Raw genomic sequence first — 16547 nt, 5'->3', positions numbered from 1 at the left:
CTTTGTTAAGGTATCCAACAAAAATAGGGGAAAATTGTATCTTGCGCGCCTAAAATCTTGTTGATGAAATTGAAAAACAGTATTGTATTCGCAATTACTTTTATAAGCCTTTGGTCCTGTAAAAAGGATGATGGACCGGAAATAGAGGTAGTTCCACCCAGATCGCTTATAGAGGTAGCCGCTGAGGATGATGCAGAGATTCTTGAATTTCTAAGTACCCATTTTTTTAATTATGAAGATTTTCTGAATCCTCAAGAAAAGTTTGATTACAAAATTAAATTTGATACAATAGCTGGAGAAAACGGGAGGAAAACGTCCATTTTGGACAGTGGTGAATTACCAGGGATAGAATTCGGGGTGGAAACCATTTCTGTGGCATCTTCTTCTTTTGGAATCGATGATGGGGAAGTCGCAGACCACAAATTGTATTATCTAATTGCTAGGCAGGGTAGTGGTGACTTTCCAACAATTGGGGACAATAGTATCTTAAGGTACGAAGGTTTGTTGCTGAACGGAACGCTTTTTGATGGGTCTTCAAATCAACCTTTAAAATTTTATCTATCCAACCCGGGTTTAAGGGTTGGTTTTGCTCAGGCAATATTAAAATTGAAAACCGGTGATTCTTTCACTGATAATGGAGACGGCACGGTCTCTTTTGAAAATTATGGAGTGGGTGTTGCGTTTATGCCCTCAGGATTAGCATATTTTAATACCAGAGCAGGTTCTATTCCCGCATACTCTCCATTAATATTTAAACTTGACGCCATTGCCTATGAAAAGGATACTGATTATGATGGTGATGGTATTCCCTCAATTCTAGAGGATTTGAACGGCGATGGAAATTTAAATAATGATAATACGGACGGGGATTTTTCGAATAGTGGCCCTGTTTACAACCATTTGGATACCGATGATGACGGGGACGGGATTCCTACCATAGAGGAAATAAATTTAGACAGTGAAGGAAAATTTGAAAGTGTTAGAGACTCGGATGGTGATGGAATTCCCGATCACTTAGATAAGGACTCTTAACTTCAAAAGCATTGATAAAACAAAAGGCTCCCAAACTTGGGAGCCTTTTGTTTTTTAGGAATTATACCATAAAACTAAATCTTTAAGGACAAACTTAAAATAAGCTGATCAGGTCTAGTATCAATTCTATCATTTATAGGAATTCCACCAGAAGTATCAATGAAGTTGACCTCATTTTCGCTGAAACCTCTTTCATATCTCAAATCGATTCCTAGTTTACCTAAGTTGACACCCGCTCCAATATTAAGGCCTACGGTGAAATCGTTTTCAACATCACCCAAGGTTACCCCCTCAAAATCGGTATCCAATATATATTGGAATGCAGGCCCTGCAAAGACATTTAATGGTCCAATAAGGTTTACACCCAATAAAACGGGCACATCTAATTTGCTCATTTTAAAGTCATCATTGTCATAAGTTGACTTAATTTTGGTATAAACTAGCTCTGGTCTTAAATAAATCTTCCCACCTAATTTACCATAGACACCAAAATGATATCCTAGGTTTTTGTCGGGATTCTCGAAAGCATCTCGGGTAGAATCAAAATAGTCTCCGTTACCAGCATAGTTTAATCCTCCTTTGATTCCAAATCCGGAGCCACTTTGGGCCATTGCGGTTAAACCCGTCAATAATAATACAGTAAGAAAAAGTGTTTTTTTCATAATAGTTTTATTTTAATTGAAACATTAATATCAAGAACAATACCAATCGTTTCCTTTCTCGTTATACCATCAAAACGGTGGGTATTGTTCTTTATTGTTTTACAAAATTACATTGGATGTGAGGGTTTGGTTAATCGTATCGCTATCCAAGATTAGCTTGATACAAATTCCCATCTTTGCTTTTTATTAAGTTTTGAAGAGAACGAGTTCATTATCTTTGCAGCTTTATCATAAACAATTGGAATTTACCTTACACAAAACCGATGTCCAGAGCAAGGCACGGGCCGGTACTATCAAAACCGACCATGGTGCCATTGAAACACCTATTTTCATGCCAGTGGGAACGGTAGCTTCCGTAAAGGGAGTGCATCAAAAAGAACTTAGGGAGGAGATTAACCCGGATATTATTTTAGGGAACACCTACCATTTATTTTTGAGGCCCAAAACCGAAATACTTCAAAAAGCAGGCGGACTTCATAAGTTTATGGGTTGGGACCGAAATATCTTGACCGATAGCGGCGGATATCAGGTATACTCCCTATCCGGGAACAGAAAAATAAAGGAGGAAGGTGTAAAATTTAAATCACACATAGATGGGTCCATGCATATGTTTACCCCAGAAAATGTAATGGAGATCCAAAGGGTGATAGGTGCGGATATTATAATGGCCTTTGATGAATGTACTCCTTATCCTTGTGACTATAATTATGCCAAGCGTTCTATGCATATGACCCATCGTTGGTTGGACCGATGCATAAATCATTTGGAGAAAACACCTTTTGCCTATGATTATTCCCAAAGCTTTTTTCCAATCGTTCAGGGTTCAACTTACAAGGATTTGAGAAGACAGTCTGCTGAATATATAGCCAATGCAGGAGCCGAAGGTAATGCTATTGGAGGTCTATCCGTAGGAGAGCCGGCAGAGGAAATGTATGGGATGACAGAGGTTGTTTGTGAAATTCTTCCAGAGGATAAACCTAGGTATCTCATGGGCGTAGGAACACCTATTAATATCCTTGAAAATATTGCCTTGGGTATAGATATGTTCGATTGTGTTATGCCTACCCGCAATGCCAGAAATGGAATGCTCTTTACGGCACATGGGACCATCAACATTAAAAATAAAAAGTGGGAAGATGATTTTTCGTCCATTGACGAAATGGGAACTACTTTCGTGGACAAGGAATATTCCAAGGCCTATTTAAGACATTTATTCGTGGCCAATGAATATTTGGGCAAGCAGATAGCCACGATACACAATTTAGGATTCTATCTTTGGTTAGTGCGTGAGGCACGAAAGCATATCCTTGAAGGTGATTTTTATTCTTGGAAGAATACAATGGTAAAACAAATGGATAAAAGACTGTAGTGCTCTCGATAATAGATAAATATATATTAAAGCGTTATTTGGCCACCTTTGCCATGATGCTCTTGTTGTTTATCCCAATTGGGATAATGGTCAATCTTGCTGAACAAATCGGGAAGATGATAGATAATGAGGCGCCTTTAAATGAAATATTGTTCTACTACTTGAACTTTACTATATACATAGGGAGTTTGCTCTTTCCCATTTTTCTTTTCCTTTCCGTAATTTTCTTTACGTCCAAATTGGCCAATAACACGGAAATCGTTGCTATTTTAAGTTCTGGGGTATCCTATGGTCGGTTTTTAAGGCCTTACATAATTGGAGCTACCATTATCGCGATTATCATGTTTTTCATGACCATGTTTATCGTTCCACAGGCAAGCATTGGCTTTAACGAGTTTAAGTTTAAATACCTAAAAAAAGGAAAACAGGATAGAACTACCGAAAATATATTTAACCAATTAAATGAAACTGACTTTATTTATGTAAGTAGATTTGATCCTGCAAGACAGTTGGGTCATAATTTCACCTATGAACGTTTTAATAGTGATAATAAGCTAGAATTCAAGATATCCGCATTCAATATCCGTTGGGTGGAAAAAGATAGCAATTACAGATTGACCTCTTATGTAAAACGTAAAATGGTGGGCGATTCCGCAATTTTAGAAAGCAAGCGGAGATTGGATACCATTTTTAACTTTAAAATAGATGACCTTACACCTGTTTCCTATGTTGCGGAAACCAAAAATCTATTTGAGTTGGACCAATTCATCGCCGATCAAAAAAGGAAGGGAGCCTCTAACATCAATACTTATATTTTGGTAAAATACAAGCGATGGGCACTGCCCTTGACCGCTTTTATACTTACTATAATTGCTGTTGCCGTTTCTTCGGTAAAGCGAAGAGGTGGAATGGGGGTTAATTTAGCTTTTGGTATTTTGGTGGCCTTTGTGTTTATCTTTTTCGATAAAGTTTTTGGCACTTTGGCAGAGCAGTCAGGTTTTTCCCCATTACTTGCGGTCATCATACCCAATGTACTCTTTGGTGTTTTAGCTTTTTACCTTCTGCAGAATGCCAAAAGATAGAACACTAAATTTACTTCATTTACACTTTATTGTTTTTATCTGGGGCTTTACGGCTATCCTAGGGAAATTGATATCCATAGATTCCTTGCCACTGGTTTGGTATCGCATGCTATTGGCTACAGGGTTTATTTTTGTCTATTTACTTGTTGTCCGGTTATGGTTCAAGGTGGATAAAAAAACATTGCTTTGGCTCGTTTTTGGTGGTATTGTTGTTGCTAGTCATTGGGTGACATTTTTCTATGCGATTAAAATATCCACCGTATCGGTTGCTTTGGCAATGATGTCTACAGGTGCTTTTTTTACTGCGTTATTGGAGCCTATTATATTTAAGCGCAAAATAATTGGGTATGAATTAATTTTTGGGATTTTAGTGATATTAGGATTGGCACTCATTTTTAAGGTTGAGTCAACATACACCCAAGGAATGACGGTAGCTTTGATTTCGGCATTTTTGGCTTCTATCTTTTCATTGGTGAATGGGAAATTGGTCAAATACCATAGGCCATCTTTAATTTCCTTTTATGAGTTGGGGGTTGGAGTTCTATTTTTGACCGTGGTGCTGGCTCTAAGACAAAATTTCACTGAAGGTTTTTTTCATCTCAGTATGAAGGACCTCTTATTTTTGATAATACTTGCACTGGTATGCACTGCATATGCTTTCATTGCTTCCATCAAGGTAATGCGTATTCTAACTCCGTATACTGTAATGTTAACAACCAACTTGGAACCTGTGTATGGGCTAGTATTGGCTTGGCTAATTTTTGGCTCAGAGGAAAAAATGAATCCTCTTTTCTATGTGGGAGCTACGATAATCTTGATGACTGTAATATTGAACGGCGTGTTAAAATACAGGGCTGGCATAAAATAGGGGAGTGGGTTAGGAATACCCATTAAAGTTTTATCTTTGCCTACACAACTAACGAAATCGTATTAAAAACTATGGAGTATTTGGATTTTGAACTTCCAATTAAGGAACTGGAAGAGCAATTGGACAAGTGTATGATTATTGGTGAGGAAAGTGACGTAGATGTATCCGAAACCTGTAAACAGATTGAGAAGAAATTAGAGGAAACGAGAAAGGAAATCTATAAAAACTTGACTCCATGGCAACGAGTTCAACTCTCCAGGCATCCTAGCAGACCATATACTTTGGATTATATAAGGGCTATTTGTGGCGATACCTTCCTAGAACTTCATGGGGATAGGAATGTTAAGGATGATAAGGCCATGATAGGCGGTCTTGGGAAGATAGGTGATCAAAGTTTTATGTTCATCGGCCAACAGAAGGGATACAATACGAAAACTAGACAGTACCGTAATTTTGGTATGGCCAACCCAGAGGGTTACAGAAAGGCGTTAAGGTTAATGAAATCCGCAGAAAAATTTGGAATTCCCGTAGTAACCCTTATAGATACTCCTGGTGCCTATCCAGGCATTGAAGCTGAAGAAAGAGGGCAAGGTGAAGCTATAGCACGCAATATTTTGGAGATGACACGCCTGAAAGTGCCGATTATAGTTGCTATTATCGGTGAAGGTGCTTCCGGGGGAGCCTTGGGAATTGGAGTTGGGGACAAGGTTTTAATGTTGGAAAATACTTGGTACTCCGTAATTTCTCCCGAATCATGTTCTTCGATACTATGGAGAAGTTGGGAATACAAAGAACGCGCGGCCGAAGCATTAAAGCTTACGGCTACCGATATGAAAAAATTAAAGTTAATTGACGAAATTATAAGGGAACCGGCCGGAGGAGCCCATGCCAATAGAGAAAAGACTTTCGAGATATTAAAAAACAAGATTGCTTCCCATTATGGAGAATTGCAAAAGTTATCACCAAAAGAATTGGTGGAACAACGTATGGAAAAGTATGCCAATATGGGTGTTTTCAATGGATAAACTACCATTTTAGTAACATACGGACAAACCGAAGATTTTGATCTTCGGTTTTTTTATGTTATCAACAAAAAATCGTATGTTATGAACAGTCAATTGTTAGTTACCTGTGAACATCGAAACAGGAATTTTTAAAGTTAACTAAAGGTTAATTGCATATTTTCGCATCATGGAGAACACAAAACCTTTTGTCGGTCGCAAGATTGATAAATCTACCATTATTAGCCTCGAAAGAGGTAAGATACCACCACAAGCTATTGATTTAGAGGAGGTTGTGTTGGGTGCAATGATGATTGACAAAAAGGGCGTCGATGAGGTCATTGATATCCTTCACCCGGATGTTTTTTACAAGGATGCCCATAGGTTTATTTATGAGGCCATTTTTATCCTCTTTGAGGAATCCCAACCGGTGGATTTATTAACCGTTTCCTCACAATTGAAGAAAGCAGGAAAATTGGAGGCCGTTGGAGGCGATTTTTACTTGATAAAATTGACCCAAAAAGTGGCATCTTCGGCGCACATCGAGTTTCATGCCCGAATCATTCTCCAGAAATACATTCAGCGTAGCCTAATTAAAATTTCAAACGAGATAATCGAAGATGCGTATGACGAAAGTACGGATGTCTTTGACTTGTTGGACAATGCGGAGGCCAAATTGTATGATGTAACCCAGGGAAATTTAAAAAGGTCAGCCGAAACGGCCCAGAATTTGGTTATACAGGCCAAGAAAAAAATAGAGGAAATTGCCAACAGGGAAGGTTTAAGTGGTATTCCGTCAGGATTTGATAAGTTGGATAAGTTGACTTCAGGTTGGCAGCCAAGTGATTTAATAATCGTTGCTGCCCGTCCAGGTATGGGAAAAACGGCATTGACCTTGTCCATGGCCAGGAACATGGCGGTAAATTCCAACACTCCCGTAGCATTTTTCTCCTTGGAAATGTCCTCTGTACAGTTGATAACGCGATTGATTTCTTCGGAAACAGGATTATCATCTGAAAAATTGAGAACAGGTAAACTGGAAAAACATGAATGGGAACAATTGAATGTAAAGGTCAAAACCTTGGAAAAAGCTCCTTTGTTCATTGATGATACCCCATCACTGTCCATATTTGATTTGCGTGCCAAGGCCAGACGACTGGCCTCGCAGCATGGCATTAAAATGATCATGATAGATTATCTACAGTTGATGACGGCAGGCGGTAGCCAAAAAGGGGGAAACAGAGAGCAGGAAATATCAACGATTTCCCGAAACTTAAAAGCACTAGCGAAAGAACTGAATGTACCGGTCATCGCACTATCGCAGCTCTCCAGGGCGGTAGAGACCAGGGGAGGAAGCAAAAGACCTATTCTATCAGATTTGAGGGAGTCCGGGGCCATTGAGCAGGATGCGGATATTGTTTCCTTTATTTATCGTCCGGAATATTATAAGATTGAAGAATGGGACGATGAAGAGCGAACCCCCACACAAGGACAGGCCGAATTTATAGTAGCGAAGCACAGAAATGGTGGTCTGGACAACATCAGGCTTAAATTTATTGGAAGCCAAGGTAAGTTCGATAATCTGGACGATTTTGATTCACCTTTCGAATTCCAGTCCAAGATGAACGATAACGAAGAGAATCCGTTTATTACCAAAAACCTGCCAAGTGCAGACGATGCTTTTGGTAGTTCCATGAACCAAGGATTGGATCCAGATGATGACGATGTGCCATTCTAATTGGAAATACTTTAAAGAGATAACATTTTAACTCATTTTAATAATCTTTAACGCTCCTTAAAATACAGGAGCGTTTTTTTTCGTTTACTTTTGAGAGAAGGCCAATTGAAAAATATGGTATGAATAGGATACTTTTTTTATTTGCAGTGTGTTTGTTGTCAAATTTTGGGCATGCCTCTTCCATATTAATACCCATGGATGCGGATACTCAAAAAAATCATTTAAAGGCATATGGTATTACCTATTGGGTTTTGTCAAAGCAACAAAAAGTACAATGGCTTCTCAACTATAGGGGAGGTTCCTTTCTACTTCCGGACGGGGAGGTTATAAGAAAAGAGTGTCAGATTAGAGGCGTTTCCTTTGAAATACTATCGGACAATCAAGCGAATTCGATACTGGATGAAATTAGTAGCCCTTCTAAAAATCAAGATGCGGTAATCTTGGAAAAGGCCCCAAAAATAGCGGTCTATTCGCCAAAAGGAAATCAGCCTTGGGATGATGCGGTAACCATGGCGTTGACTTATGCCGAAATTCCTTATGTAACTATTTATGATGAAGAAGTTTTGGACGACAAATTGGCCCTGTATGATTGGCTTCATTTGCACCACGAGGATTTTACAGGTCAATTTGGCAAGTTTTATGGTGCCTATAGGGCTACACCTTGGTATATTGAAGGAAAGCAGGATGCGGAGAAACTGGCCAAGAAATTGGGATATGACAAAGTATCCGAAGAGAAACTCGCCGTATCCCTTAAGATTAGGAACTACGTAATAGGAGGAGGTTTTATGTTTGCCATGTGCTCTGCCACGGATAGTTTTGATATAGCCCTTGCTGCGGAAGGAGTTGACATTTGTGAACCTATGTTCGACGGTGACCCATCGGACCCTAATTATCAGGCAAGTTTGGATTTTGGTAAAACTTTTGCTTTTACTGACTTCACGCTGGAGCGGAGTCCCGTCAAGTATGAATTTTCCTCAATTGATATGACTTCAAAAAGGGGTAATGTTCCTAAGGAATCCGATTATTTTTCTCTAATGGATTTTTCCGCCAAATGGGATGCAGTACCTACCATGTTATGTCAAAACCACACATCTCTGGTAAAAGGTTTTATGGGTCAAACAACGGCTTTTAAACGTTCTGAAATAAAGCCAACAGTATTAATACTTGGGGAGAACAAACTTAACGGTGAGGCTCGTTATATTCATGGGGTCAAGGGAAAAGGTTTTTTTACATTTTACGGTGGGCACGACCCAGAGGATTATCAGCACAGGGTAGGGGACCCAAAAACAGAATTGGAATTGCACCCTACCTCACCTGGATATCGCTTGATTTTAAACAATGTTCTTTTTCCAGCTGCGAGGAAGAATAAGCAGAAAACATAACTAACTATTGGGAAACCAACTTTTCCAATTGGTGTTCCACTCCCATTTCATCATTGCTCAAAGTACCGTATTTGGAAGCTTTTTTAACGTTTGGGTGTGCATTTTCCATGGCGAAGCTATAATCTGAAAGGGCTAACATCTCAAGATCGTTATTATAGTCACCAAAAACCATAATCTCGTCGGATTTTATTTGATAGCGTTCCATGATATTTTCTAGGGCGTAACCCTTGTGGGCGTTGGGGCTTGAGATGTCGACCCAATTTTCACCTGAAATCTTAACTTTAAGTCGGTCCTCAAAGCGTTTTACATGGGGGTAAATGTGTTCTTCGGAACTGTCAAAATGATAGATGGCAATCTTAATAACTTCCCGATCCGTAACCTTTAGTTCTTCGAGAACTTCAAATTCTGTGTAGTACTCTTTGAGTTTTTCAACAAATGCATCGGATTCACCGGAAATAGAAGCTTTGTGTTTGCCGCATAAAACAGGATGCGTATTAGGCACTTCCTTTATGGTATTTAAAACTTCTGATACAAATTGCTTATCTAAAGGGGTAGATAATATTTCTAAATCTTTTTGCTTGACAAAGCCACCATTCTCTGCAATGACTATGATATCATCTTTTATGGAATCCAATTTATCAATGATGCTATTATATTGTCTGCCGCTTGCAGCGACAAATAGAATACCCTTTGATTTCATTCCTTCAAATAGCTCAAAAAAATAATCGCTTACCTCGTGTTTGGAGTTCAAGAGGGTTCCATCCATATCGGTCACAACCATTTTAATTTTCGATAAATCCATGTGTTATAAGTAAGCCGCAAAGATATTTCAACTAGATAAATAAAGTAAGTAAAGTCTAAAGTTTTACCTTTATTTAATTAAGAGGTAGTATGGATTGGTTTCAAAAGGAGTTTACACTTCCTGCATTTTCTAGGGGGTTTCATTTAATTACGGATGTAATCGTTAATAATTGTCCCGAAATTCGGGGTTTGGAGAAAGGTATATGTCAGGTCTTTATCAAGCATACATCGGCAAGCCTTACCATTAATGAGAATGCGGATCCTACGGTAAGAAGGGATTTTGAAAGCCATATGAATATTATGGTTCCAGAAAATGCTCCCTATTATATTCACAATTATGAAGGTCCTGATGATATGCCGGCGCACATCAAGTCATCCTTAATGGGATCATCGGTACAGATACCTATTACAAGAGGTAAGCTTAACCTTGGTATTTGGCAGGGAGTTTATCTTTGTGAACACAGAAATCATGCATCTGGCAGAAACTTGGTGGTTACCTTATTTGGTAATTGATAGAGCTCTATTTTAATTTTAAAATTAAGTAATGACTACGGAGGAATCTATTTTAAACAAAATTCAAATCCTGATAACGAATCATTTTGACACACCACAGAAGGCTTTTGAGTTTTTTGATGAGGACAGCGATCGAAAATTGAGTAAAAAGGAAATTGTAAAACTCCTTAAGGATGCTGAAATTAATGGGTTTCTAAGGGGAATAGTTTCTACTAAGCTTGTTGAAGGCTACGATAAAAACGGAGATGAGTTAATAGATTGGGAAGAGTTTAAGGCGGCCATCGCAAAAATTAAGAAATAAGGTAAAATAAAAAATCCGACTTTTTAAGTCGGATTTTTATAAGTGAGATTCGTTTTTAATTTATTTTACCTGCTCTACGATTGCTTTAAAAGCTTCTGGGTGATTCATCGCTAAATCGGCAAGAACTTTTCTGTTAAGTTCAATACCATTAGCTTTTACTTTACCCATAAATTGAGAATAGGACATTCCATGTTGTCTTGCACCGGCGTTAATTCTGGTGATCCATAAAGAGCGGAACGTTCTTTTTTTGTTTCTACGATCTCTATAAGCATATAACATTGCTTTTTCGACCGCATTTTTGGCTACTGTCCAAACATTTTTACGTCTTCCGAAGTAACCTTTTGCTTGCTTCATTACCTTTTTCCTTCTGGCTCTGGAAGCTACTGCGTTTACTGATCTTGGCATTTCTTTTCTTGTTTTTTGTAGTAGGCGCCCTTTCCAATTTTTAAAGGAACTTTTGTTGGCCTAACTCCATGGTTAATAATTTTACCTTTGAACTTTTACTTTAAACGTAATTGTTCCTTAATGCTGTTAACGTCATGTGGGTGTACCAATGTATCATGAGTTAAAGCAAGCTTACGCTTTTTAGACTTCTTCGTAAGAATGTGGCTCTTAAAAGCGTGCTTTCTTTTGATTTTACCCGTACCTGTAAGCTTAAATCGCTTCTTAGCACTGGATTTTGTTTTTTGTTTAGGCATTTTCTCCTATTTTTTTTGTTTAAATCTCACTCGCTACCTTCTATATTTTGGACCCAGAAGGTTGCTTTAGGGTCTCTTTCCAAGCCAAACGCTATCAGTTAATCACTAATAGCGTTTAGTTTTATTTATAAAGCTTCGACTTTTTTAGAAATCCGAAACGTTATTTTTTTGTTTTTGGGGCTATGAACATCGTCATTCTTTTACCTTCCAATCTCGGCATCTGTTCCACCTTTCCAAGTTCCTCCAATTCAGAAGCCAATTTTAACAACAATATTTCACCCTGATCTTTGTATACTATGGACCTTCCCTTAAAGAAAACGTATGCCTTTAATTTAGCCCCATCCTTAAGGAACTTTTCAGCATGTTTCTTTTTAAATTCATAATCGTGATCATCCGTATTTGGCCCAAATCTAATTTCCTTCACAACAACTTTGGAAGCTTTGGCCTTCATGGCCTTCTCCCTTTTCTTCTGTTCGTACAAAAACTTTTTGTAATCTATAATTTTACAAACAGGAGGATCCGCCTTAGGTGAAATTTCGACTAAATCCAATTCCAGTTCTTTGGATAAATCCAAAGCTTTTCGAATCGGATATACTCCAACTTCAACATTATCACCAACTAATCTTACTTCTGGAGCAAGAATTTTTTCATTAATATTATGAGGGTTTTTATTTTCCCTTCTAGGTTGAGGCCTGAATCTTTTACGTATTGCTATGACTTATTATTTTTAATTAAACTTTAATCTTTGAACGACTTTAAGGTACTATTTATTTCTGTAGATACCAAGTCTGAAAACTCTTCTATGGTGATTGCCCCTAAATCTTCACCTCCGTGCCTTCTTACGGAAATGGTATTGGAGCTTTCATCATTTTCCCCTACGATCAGCATAAATGGAATTTTATTCATTTCCGCCTCACGTATTTTTTTGCCAACAGTTTCGTTTCTGTTGTCAACAAGGGCGCGAATTTCGTTATTTTCTAGCGATTTTAAAACTTTTTCGGCATATTTTTCATGTTTCTCACTAACAGGTAATACAATGGCCTGATCTGGAATTAGCCATAAAGGGAAATTACCACCAGTATGTTCCAGTAAAAGCGCGATAAAACGCTCCATACTCCCGAATGGAGCTCTGTGAATCATTACTGGTCTATGTAACTCGTTGTCGCTTCCTTTATAAGTAAGCTCAAATCGTTCCGGTAAATTGTAATCGACCTGAATCGTGCCCAATTGCCATTGTCTTCCCAAGGCATCTTTGACCATAAAATCCAATTTTGGACCATAAAACGCTGCTTCACCACTTTCTATGACGAAATCCAACCCCTTTTCTTTAGCCGCATTGATTATGGCTTGCTCTGCTTTTTCCCAATTTTCTACGGAACCTATATATTTTTCAGGAGTATCCAAATCCCGAACGGATACTTGGGCTGTAAAATCCTCAAAGCCTAAAGAGCCTAAAACATATAAGGATAGGTCAATAACATCCTTAAACTCTTGGTCCAATTGATCTGGAGTACAGAAAATGTGTGCATCATCTTGAGTAAATCCCCTAACCCTAGTAAGACCATGGAGCTCACCACTTTGTTCGTATCTATATACTGTTCCGAATTCTGCATACCTCTTAGGTAATTCTTTATAACTAAAAGGTCTAGTATTATAAATTTCACAATGATGGGGGCAGTTCATAGGTTTTAAAAGAAACTCTTCGTCCTCTTTGGGCGTATGTATGGGTTGAAAGCTATCCTCACCATATTTTGCATAATGGCCAGAAGTTACATAAAGTTCTTTTTGGCCAATATGTGGGGTTACTACCATTTCATAACCTGCTTTCTTTTGAGCCTTTTTCAAAAATTGCTCCAATCGTTCCCTCAGTGCCGCACCTTTTGGTAACCACAGTGGCAATCCCTGTCCTACTTTTTGGGAAAATGTAAAAAGTTCCAATTCTTTTCCCAGTTTTCTGTGGTCTCTCTTCTTGGCCTCTTCTAAAAGGGCAAGATATTCAGTTAGTTCCTTTTGCTTGGGAAAGGATATTCCATAAACTCTTGTAAGTTGGGGTTTGTTTTCGTCTCCCCTCCAATAAGCTCCCGCAACACTTAATATTTTAATGGCCTTGACTATTCCCGTATTCGGGATGTGCCCTCCACGACATAGATCTGTGAAAGTGTCATGGTCACAAAAGGTGATAGTGCCGTCTTCTAAGTTCTCAATGAGCTCAACCTTATATTCGTTCCCTTGATTTTTGTAAAACTGCAATGCATCGGATTTTGACACCTCCCGCATTTTATAATCATGTTTGCCTCTGGCAATTTCTAATGCCTTTTGTTCGATTTTAGCAAAGTCTTTTTCAGAAATAGTGCCATCTGGCAAATCAACATCATAATAGAACCCATTATCGATAGCCGGGCCTATGGTTAGTTTTACCCCAGGATAAAGCTCTTCCAACGCTTGTGCTACAATATGTGAGGTGGAATGCCAAAAGGCTTTTTTACCTTCTTTGTCATTCCATGTGTAAAGGATAAGAGATCCGTTTTCGGTCAACGGTGTGGTGCTCTCAACAATAGTGTCATTGAACTTGGCAGAAATAACATTTCTGGCAAGCCCTTCACTTATGCTTTTGGCTACATCGACGGGCGTGATGCCTTTCTCAAATTCTTTAATTGAGCCGTCCGGTAAGGTTATCTCTATCATAGTTTGGTTTTATAAAACAGGGGGCAAAGATAATATGTTGAATTTACCTCTACAATATATTATATATATGTTTTGAATTGATTCGATTGTACGATGTCATTTACGTCTTCTATTGGGTGTAATCGATACTTTAATAAGATATAGTTCATTTAATGAGGGGGTCTCTTAAATATTATTTAATTCTATTGTTTTGAATCATTTTTTTGATTAAATTCAATGCCCTTTTTCTTTTAAAACTTGCAAAGTCCTAATTATAAGAATGTTGGGTTTTTTGTTTTAAAAAAGTTGAAAAAAGGCGATTATTTTTCTTTGTTATTTAAAAAACAGGCTTACATTTGCAGCCCGCTAATCGGATAAGAAATAACTTAAATGTTTAGTGGTAATAAAAAGAGTGCAAACGTTCATTATTTATTGTTTTCTGACAGTTTGAAAAAAAATTATTTTTTTCTTTTTTAAAAGTTGTCAGGTTAAAAAACAGTTGTATATTTGCACCCGCTTAGGGGAATACCTAGGGTGAAGGAAAGGGAAACGGGGCGGAGGCCTTGTGGGGATTTCCGGATTGGAGTTCATTGAAATATTGTGGAGAGAGCCGCATTCCGAAATAGGGAATGTGGTGGTAGAGAAACATAAAGAATTAGATCGAGAGAATCGGGGCCGGGGAACAATTTCGGGAGTCGTTGGGACGAGTATATAAAGAACAACGATGAAGAGTTTGATCCTGGCTCAGGATGAACGCTAGCGGCAGGCCTAACACATGCAAGTCGAGGGGTAACAGGGAGCTTGCTCCGCTGACGACCGGCGCACGGGTGCGCACCGCGTATGGAACCTGCCTTTTACAGGGGAATAGCCCAGGGAAACTTGGATTAATGCCCCGTGGTACCACGACCCGGCATCGGGATGTGGTTAAAGCCTTCGGGCGGTAGAAGATGGCCATGCGTCCCATTAGCTGGTTGGTAAGGTAACGGCTTACCAAGGCTACGATGGGTAGGGGCCCTGAGAGGGGGATCCCCCACACTGGTACTGAGACACGGACCAGACTCCTACGGGAGGCAGCAGTGAGGAATATTGGACAATGGGCGAGGGCCTGATCCAGCCATGCCGCGTGCAGGAAGAATGCCCTATGGGTAGTAAACTGCTTTTATACGGGAAGAAAAAGGGGCACGTGTGCCCCACTGACGGTACCGTAAGAATAAGGACCGGCTAACTCCGTGCCAGCAGCCGCGGTAATACGGAGGGTCCGAGCGTTATCCGGAATTATTGGGTTTAAAGGGTCCGTAGGCGGGCCGGTAAGTCAGGGGTGAAAGTCTGTAGCTCAACTATAGAATTGCCTTTGATACTGCCGGTCTTGAGTTATGGTGAAGTTGCCGGAATATGTGGTGTAGCGGTGAAATGCATAGATATCACATAGAACACCGATTGCGAAGGCAGGTGACTAACCATATACTGACGCTGATGGACGAAAGCGTGGGGAGCGAACAGGATTAGATACCCTGGTAGTCCACGCCGTAAACGATGGATACTAGCTGTCCGGGTCCTTGAGGCCTGGGCGGCCAAGCGAAAGTGATAAGTATCCCACCTGGGGAGTACGTTCGCAAGAATGAAACTCAAAGGAATTGACGGGGGCCCGCACAAGCGGTGGAGCATGTGGTTTAATTCGATGATACGCGAGGAACCTTACCAGGGCTTAAATGCATATTGACAGGGGTGGAGACACCTTTTCCTTCGGGCAATTTGCAAGGTGCTGCATGGTTGTCGTCAGCTCGTGCCGTGAGGTGTCAGGTTAAGTCCTATAACGAGCGCAACCCCTACCGTTAGTTGCCAGCATGTCAAGATGGGGACTCTAACGGGACTGCCGGTGCAAACCGCGAGGAAGGTGGGGATGACGTCAAATCATCACGGCCCTTACGTCCTGGGCCACACACGTGCTACAATGGCAGGTACAGAGAGCAGCCACGTCGCAAGGCGGAGCGAATCTACAAAACCTGTCACAGTTCGGATCGGGGTCTGCAACTCGACCCCGTGAAGCTGGAATCGCTAGTAATCGGATATCAGCCATGATCCGGTGAATACGTTCCCGGGCCTTGTACACACCGCCCGTCAAGCCATGGAAGCCGGGAGTGCCTGAAGTCCGTCACCGCAAGGAGCGGCCTAGGGCAAGATCGGTAACTAGGGCTAAGTCGTAACAAGGTAGCCGTACCGGAAGGTGCGGCTGGAACACCTCCTTTCTAGAGATTGTCCCTTTAAGGGATAGTCCCCGACGGCTTTCGAAAGTCCTTCGGTCCCGTTTTTTCGATTTATGTTTTTGTTTTTCTTTACGAGGTTCTCCGCAATCATGATATATAACAAATACGGACGCGCCCCATGGGCGTTGAAGTAGGGACAGTCCCATAGCTCAGCTGGTTAGAGCGCTACACT

15 protein-coding genes, 1 tRNA gene and 1 rRNA gene (1 of these 17 only partly in view) are annotated in these 16547 nt (G+C 39.9%); 11 read left to right on the top strand and 6 right to left on the bottom strand.

Going from position 1 to position 16547, the window contains the following annotated elements:
• Positions 1 to 63 precede the first annotated feature (63 nt).
• Positions 64 to 1032, top strand: a complete 969-nt coding sequence (locus CJ263_RS01310) for an FKBP-type peptidyl-prolyl cis-trans isomerase (protein ID WP_094995607.1) — start codon at positions 64 to 66, stop codon at positions 1030 to 1032.
• A 74-nt stretch (positions 1033 to 1106) separates the two neighbouring features.
• On the opposite strand, the gene CJ263_RS01305 is transcribed toward CJ263_RS01310, so the two are convergent.
• Positions 1107 to 1694, bottom strand: a complete 588-nt coding sequence (locus tag CJ263_RS01305) for an outer membrane beta-barrel protein (protein ID WP_094995606.1) — start codon at positions 1692 to 1694, stop codon at positions 1107 to 1109.
• Between the two features lie 238 nt (positions 1695 to 1932).
• Here CJ263_RS01305 and tgt point away from each other — a divergent pair, with 238 nt between their 5' ends.
• From tgt to CJ263_RS01275, 6 genes are all read left to right on the top strand, one after another.
• Positions 1933 to 3063 carry a tRNA guanosine(34) transglycosylase Tgt gene (gene tgt, locus CJ263_RS01300; RefSeq protein ID WP_094999053.1) on the top strand — a complete coding sequence of 377 codons (1131 nt, stop codon included), beginning with the start codon at positions 1933 to 1935 and terminating at the stop codon, positions 3061 to 3063.
• 56 nt (positions 3064 to 3119) lie between these two features.
• Positions 3120 to 4145 (top strand): LptF/LptG family permease, encoded by a 1026-nt coding sequence (locus CJ263_RS01295; RefSeq protein WP_229702378.1) that lies wholly within the window; start codon positions 3120 to 3122, stop codon positions 4143 to 4145.
• Positions 4132 to 5013, top strand: coding sequence for a DMT family transporter (locus CJ263_RS01290; RefSeq protein WP_094995604.1), 882 nt, complete (start codon positions 4132 to 4134; stop codon positions 5011 to 5013). Before CJ263_RS01295 ends, CJ263_RS01290 begins: the two co-directional genes overlap by 14 nt.
• 71 nt (positions 5014 to 5084) lie before the next feature.
• Positions 5085 to 6038 carry an acetyl-CoA carboxylase carboxyltransferase subunit alpha gene (locus tag CJ263_RS01285; protein ID WP_094995603.1) on the top strand — a complete coding sequence of 318 codons (954 nt, stop codon included), beginning with the start codon at positions 5085 to 5087 and terminating at the stop codon, positions 6036 to 6038.
• Positions 6039 to 6204: 166 nt separating this feature from the next.
• Positions 6205 to 7752 carry a replicative DNA helicase gene (gene dnaB / locus CJ263_RS01280; protein ID WP_094995602.1) on the top strand — a complete coding sequence of 516 codons (1548 nt, stop codon included), beginning with the start codon at positions 6205 to 6207 and terminating at the stop codon, positions 7750 to 7752.
• Between the two features lie 119 nt (positions 7753 to 7871).
• Complete coding sequence (locus tag CJ263_RS01275; protein ID WP_094995601.1) at positions 7872 to 9134, top strand: asparagine synthetase B; 1263 nt, start codon at positions 7872 to 7874, stop codon at positions 9132 to 9134.
• Positions 9135 to 9138: 4 nt separating this feature from the next.
• Here the strand turns inward: CJ263_RS01275 and CJ263_RS01270 are convergent, their stop codons facing one another.
• Entirely contained in the window at positions 9139 to 9936 is a 798-nt protein-coding gene (locus CJ263_RS01270) for an HAD family hydrolase (protein ID WP_094995600.1), read from the bottom strand.
• Between the two features lie 89 nt (positions 9937 to 10025).
• Between CJ263_RS01270 and CJ263_RS01265 the strand changes: the two genes are divergently transcribed.
• Together CJ263_RS01265 and CJ263_RS01260 are read left to right on the top strand one after the other, a co-directional pair.
• Positions 10026 to 10448, top strand: a complete 423-nt coding sequence (locus CJ263_RS01265; protein ID WP_094995599.1) for a secondary thiamine-phosphate synthase enzyme YjbQ — start codon at positions 10026 to 10028, stop codon at positions 10446 to 10448.
• 31 nt (positions 10449 to 10479) lie between these two features.
• A complete protein-coding gene (locus CJ263_RS01260; protein ID WP_094995598.1) occupies positions 10480 to 10749 on the top strand; it encodes an EF-hand domain-containing protein in 270 nt (89 codons plus the stop codon).
• Positions 10750 to 10809: 60 nt separating this feature from the next.
• Here the strand turns inward: CJ263_RS01260 and rplT are convergent, their stop codons facing one another.
• The 4 genes from rplT to thrS all read right to left on the bottom strand — a co-directional run bounded on the left by rplT (position 10810) and on the right by thrS (position 14132).
• Entirely contained in the window at positions 10810 to 11154 is a 345-nt protein-coding gene (gene rplT / locus CJ263_RS01255; protein WP_094995597.1) for a 50S ribosomal protein L20, read from the bottom strand.
• Between the two features lie 95 nt (positions 11155 to 11249).
• Positions 11250 to 11447, bottom strand: coding sequence for a 50S ribosomal protein L35 (gene rpmI / locus CJ263_RS01250; protein ID WP_068486516.1), 198 nt, complete (start codon positions 11445 to 11447; stop codon positions 11250 to 11252).
• 160 nt (positions 11448 to 11607) lie between these two features.
• Entirely contained in the window at positions 11608 to 12102 is a 495-nt protein-coding gene (gene infC / locus CJ263_RS01245; protein ID WP_199768167.1) for a translation initiation factor IF-3, read from the bottom strand.
• A gap of 83 nt (positions 12103 to 12185) precedes the next feature.
• Complete coding sequence (gene thrS / locus CJ263_RS01240; protein ID WP_094995595.1) at positions 12186 to 14132, bottom strand: threonine--tRNA ligase; 1947 nt, start codon at positions 14130 to 14132, stop codon at positions 12186 to 12188.
• A 700-nt stretch (positions 14133 to 14832) separates the two neighbouring features.
• On the opposite strand from thrS, the gene CJ263_RS01235 reads away from it, so the two are divergent.
• Positions 14833 to 16357 (top strand): 16S ribosomal RNA (locus CJ263_RS01235).
• A gap of 156 nt (positions 16358 to 16513) precedes the next feature.
• Positions 16514 to 16547 (top strand) — tRNA-Ile (locus CJ263_RS01230); it runs 40 nt beyond the window's last position.

The sequence above is a fragment of the Maribacter cobaltidurans genome, assembly GCF_002269385.1.
Taxonomy (GTDB): domain Bacteria; phylum Bacteroidota; class Bacteroidia; order Flavobacteriales; family Flavobacteriaceae; genus Maribacter; species Maribacter cobaltidurans.
The sequence above is the reverse complement of the archived record's forward strand: the minus strand, read 5'-3'. Positions and strand labels throughout refer to the sequence as shown.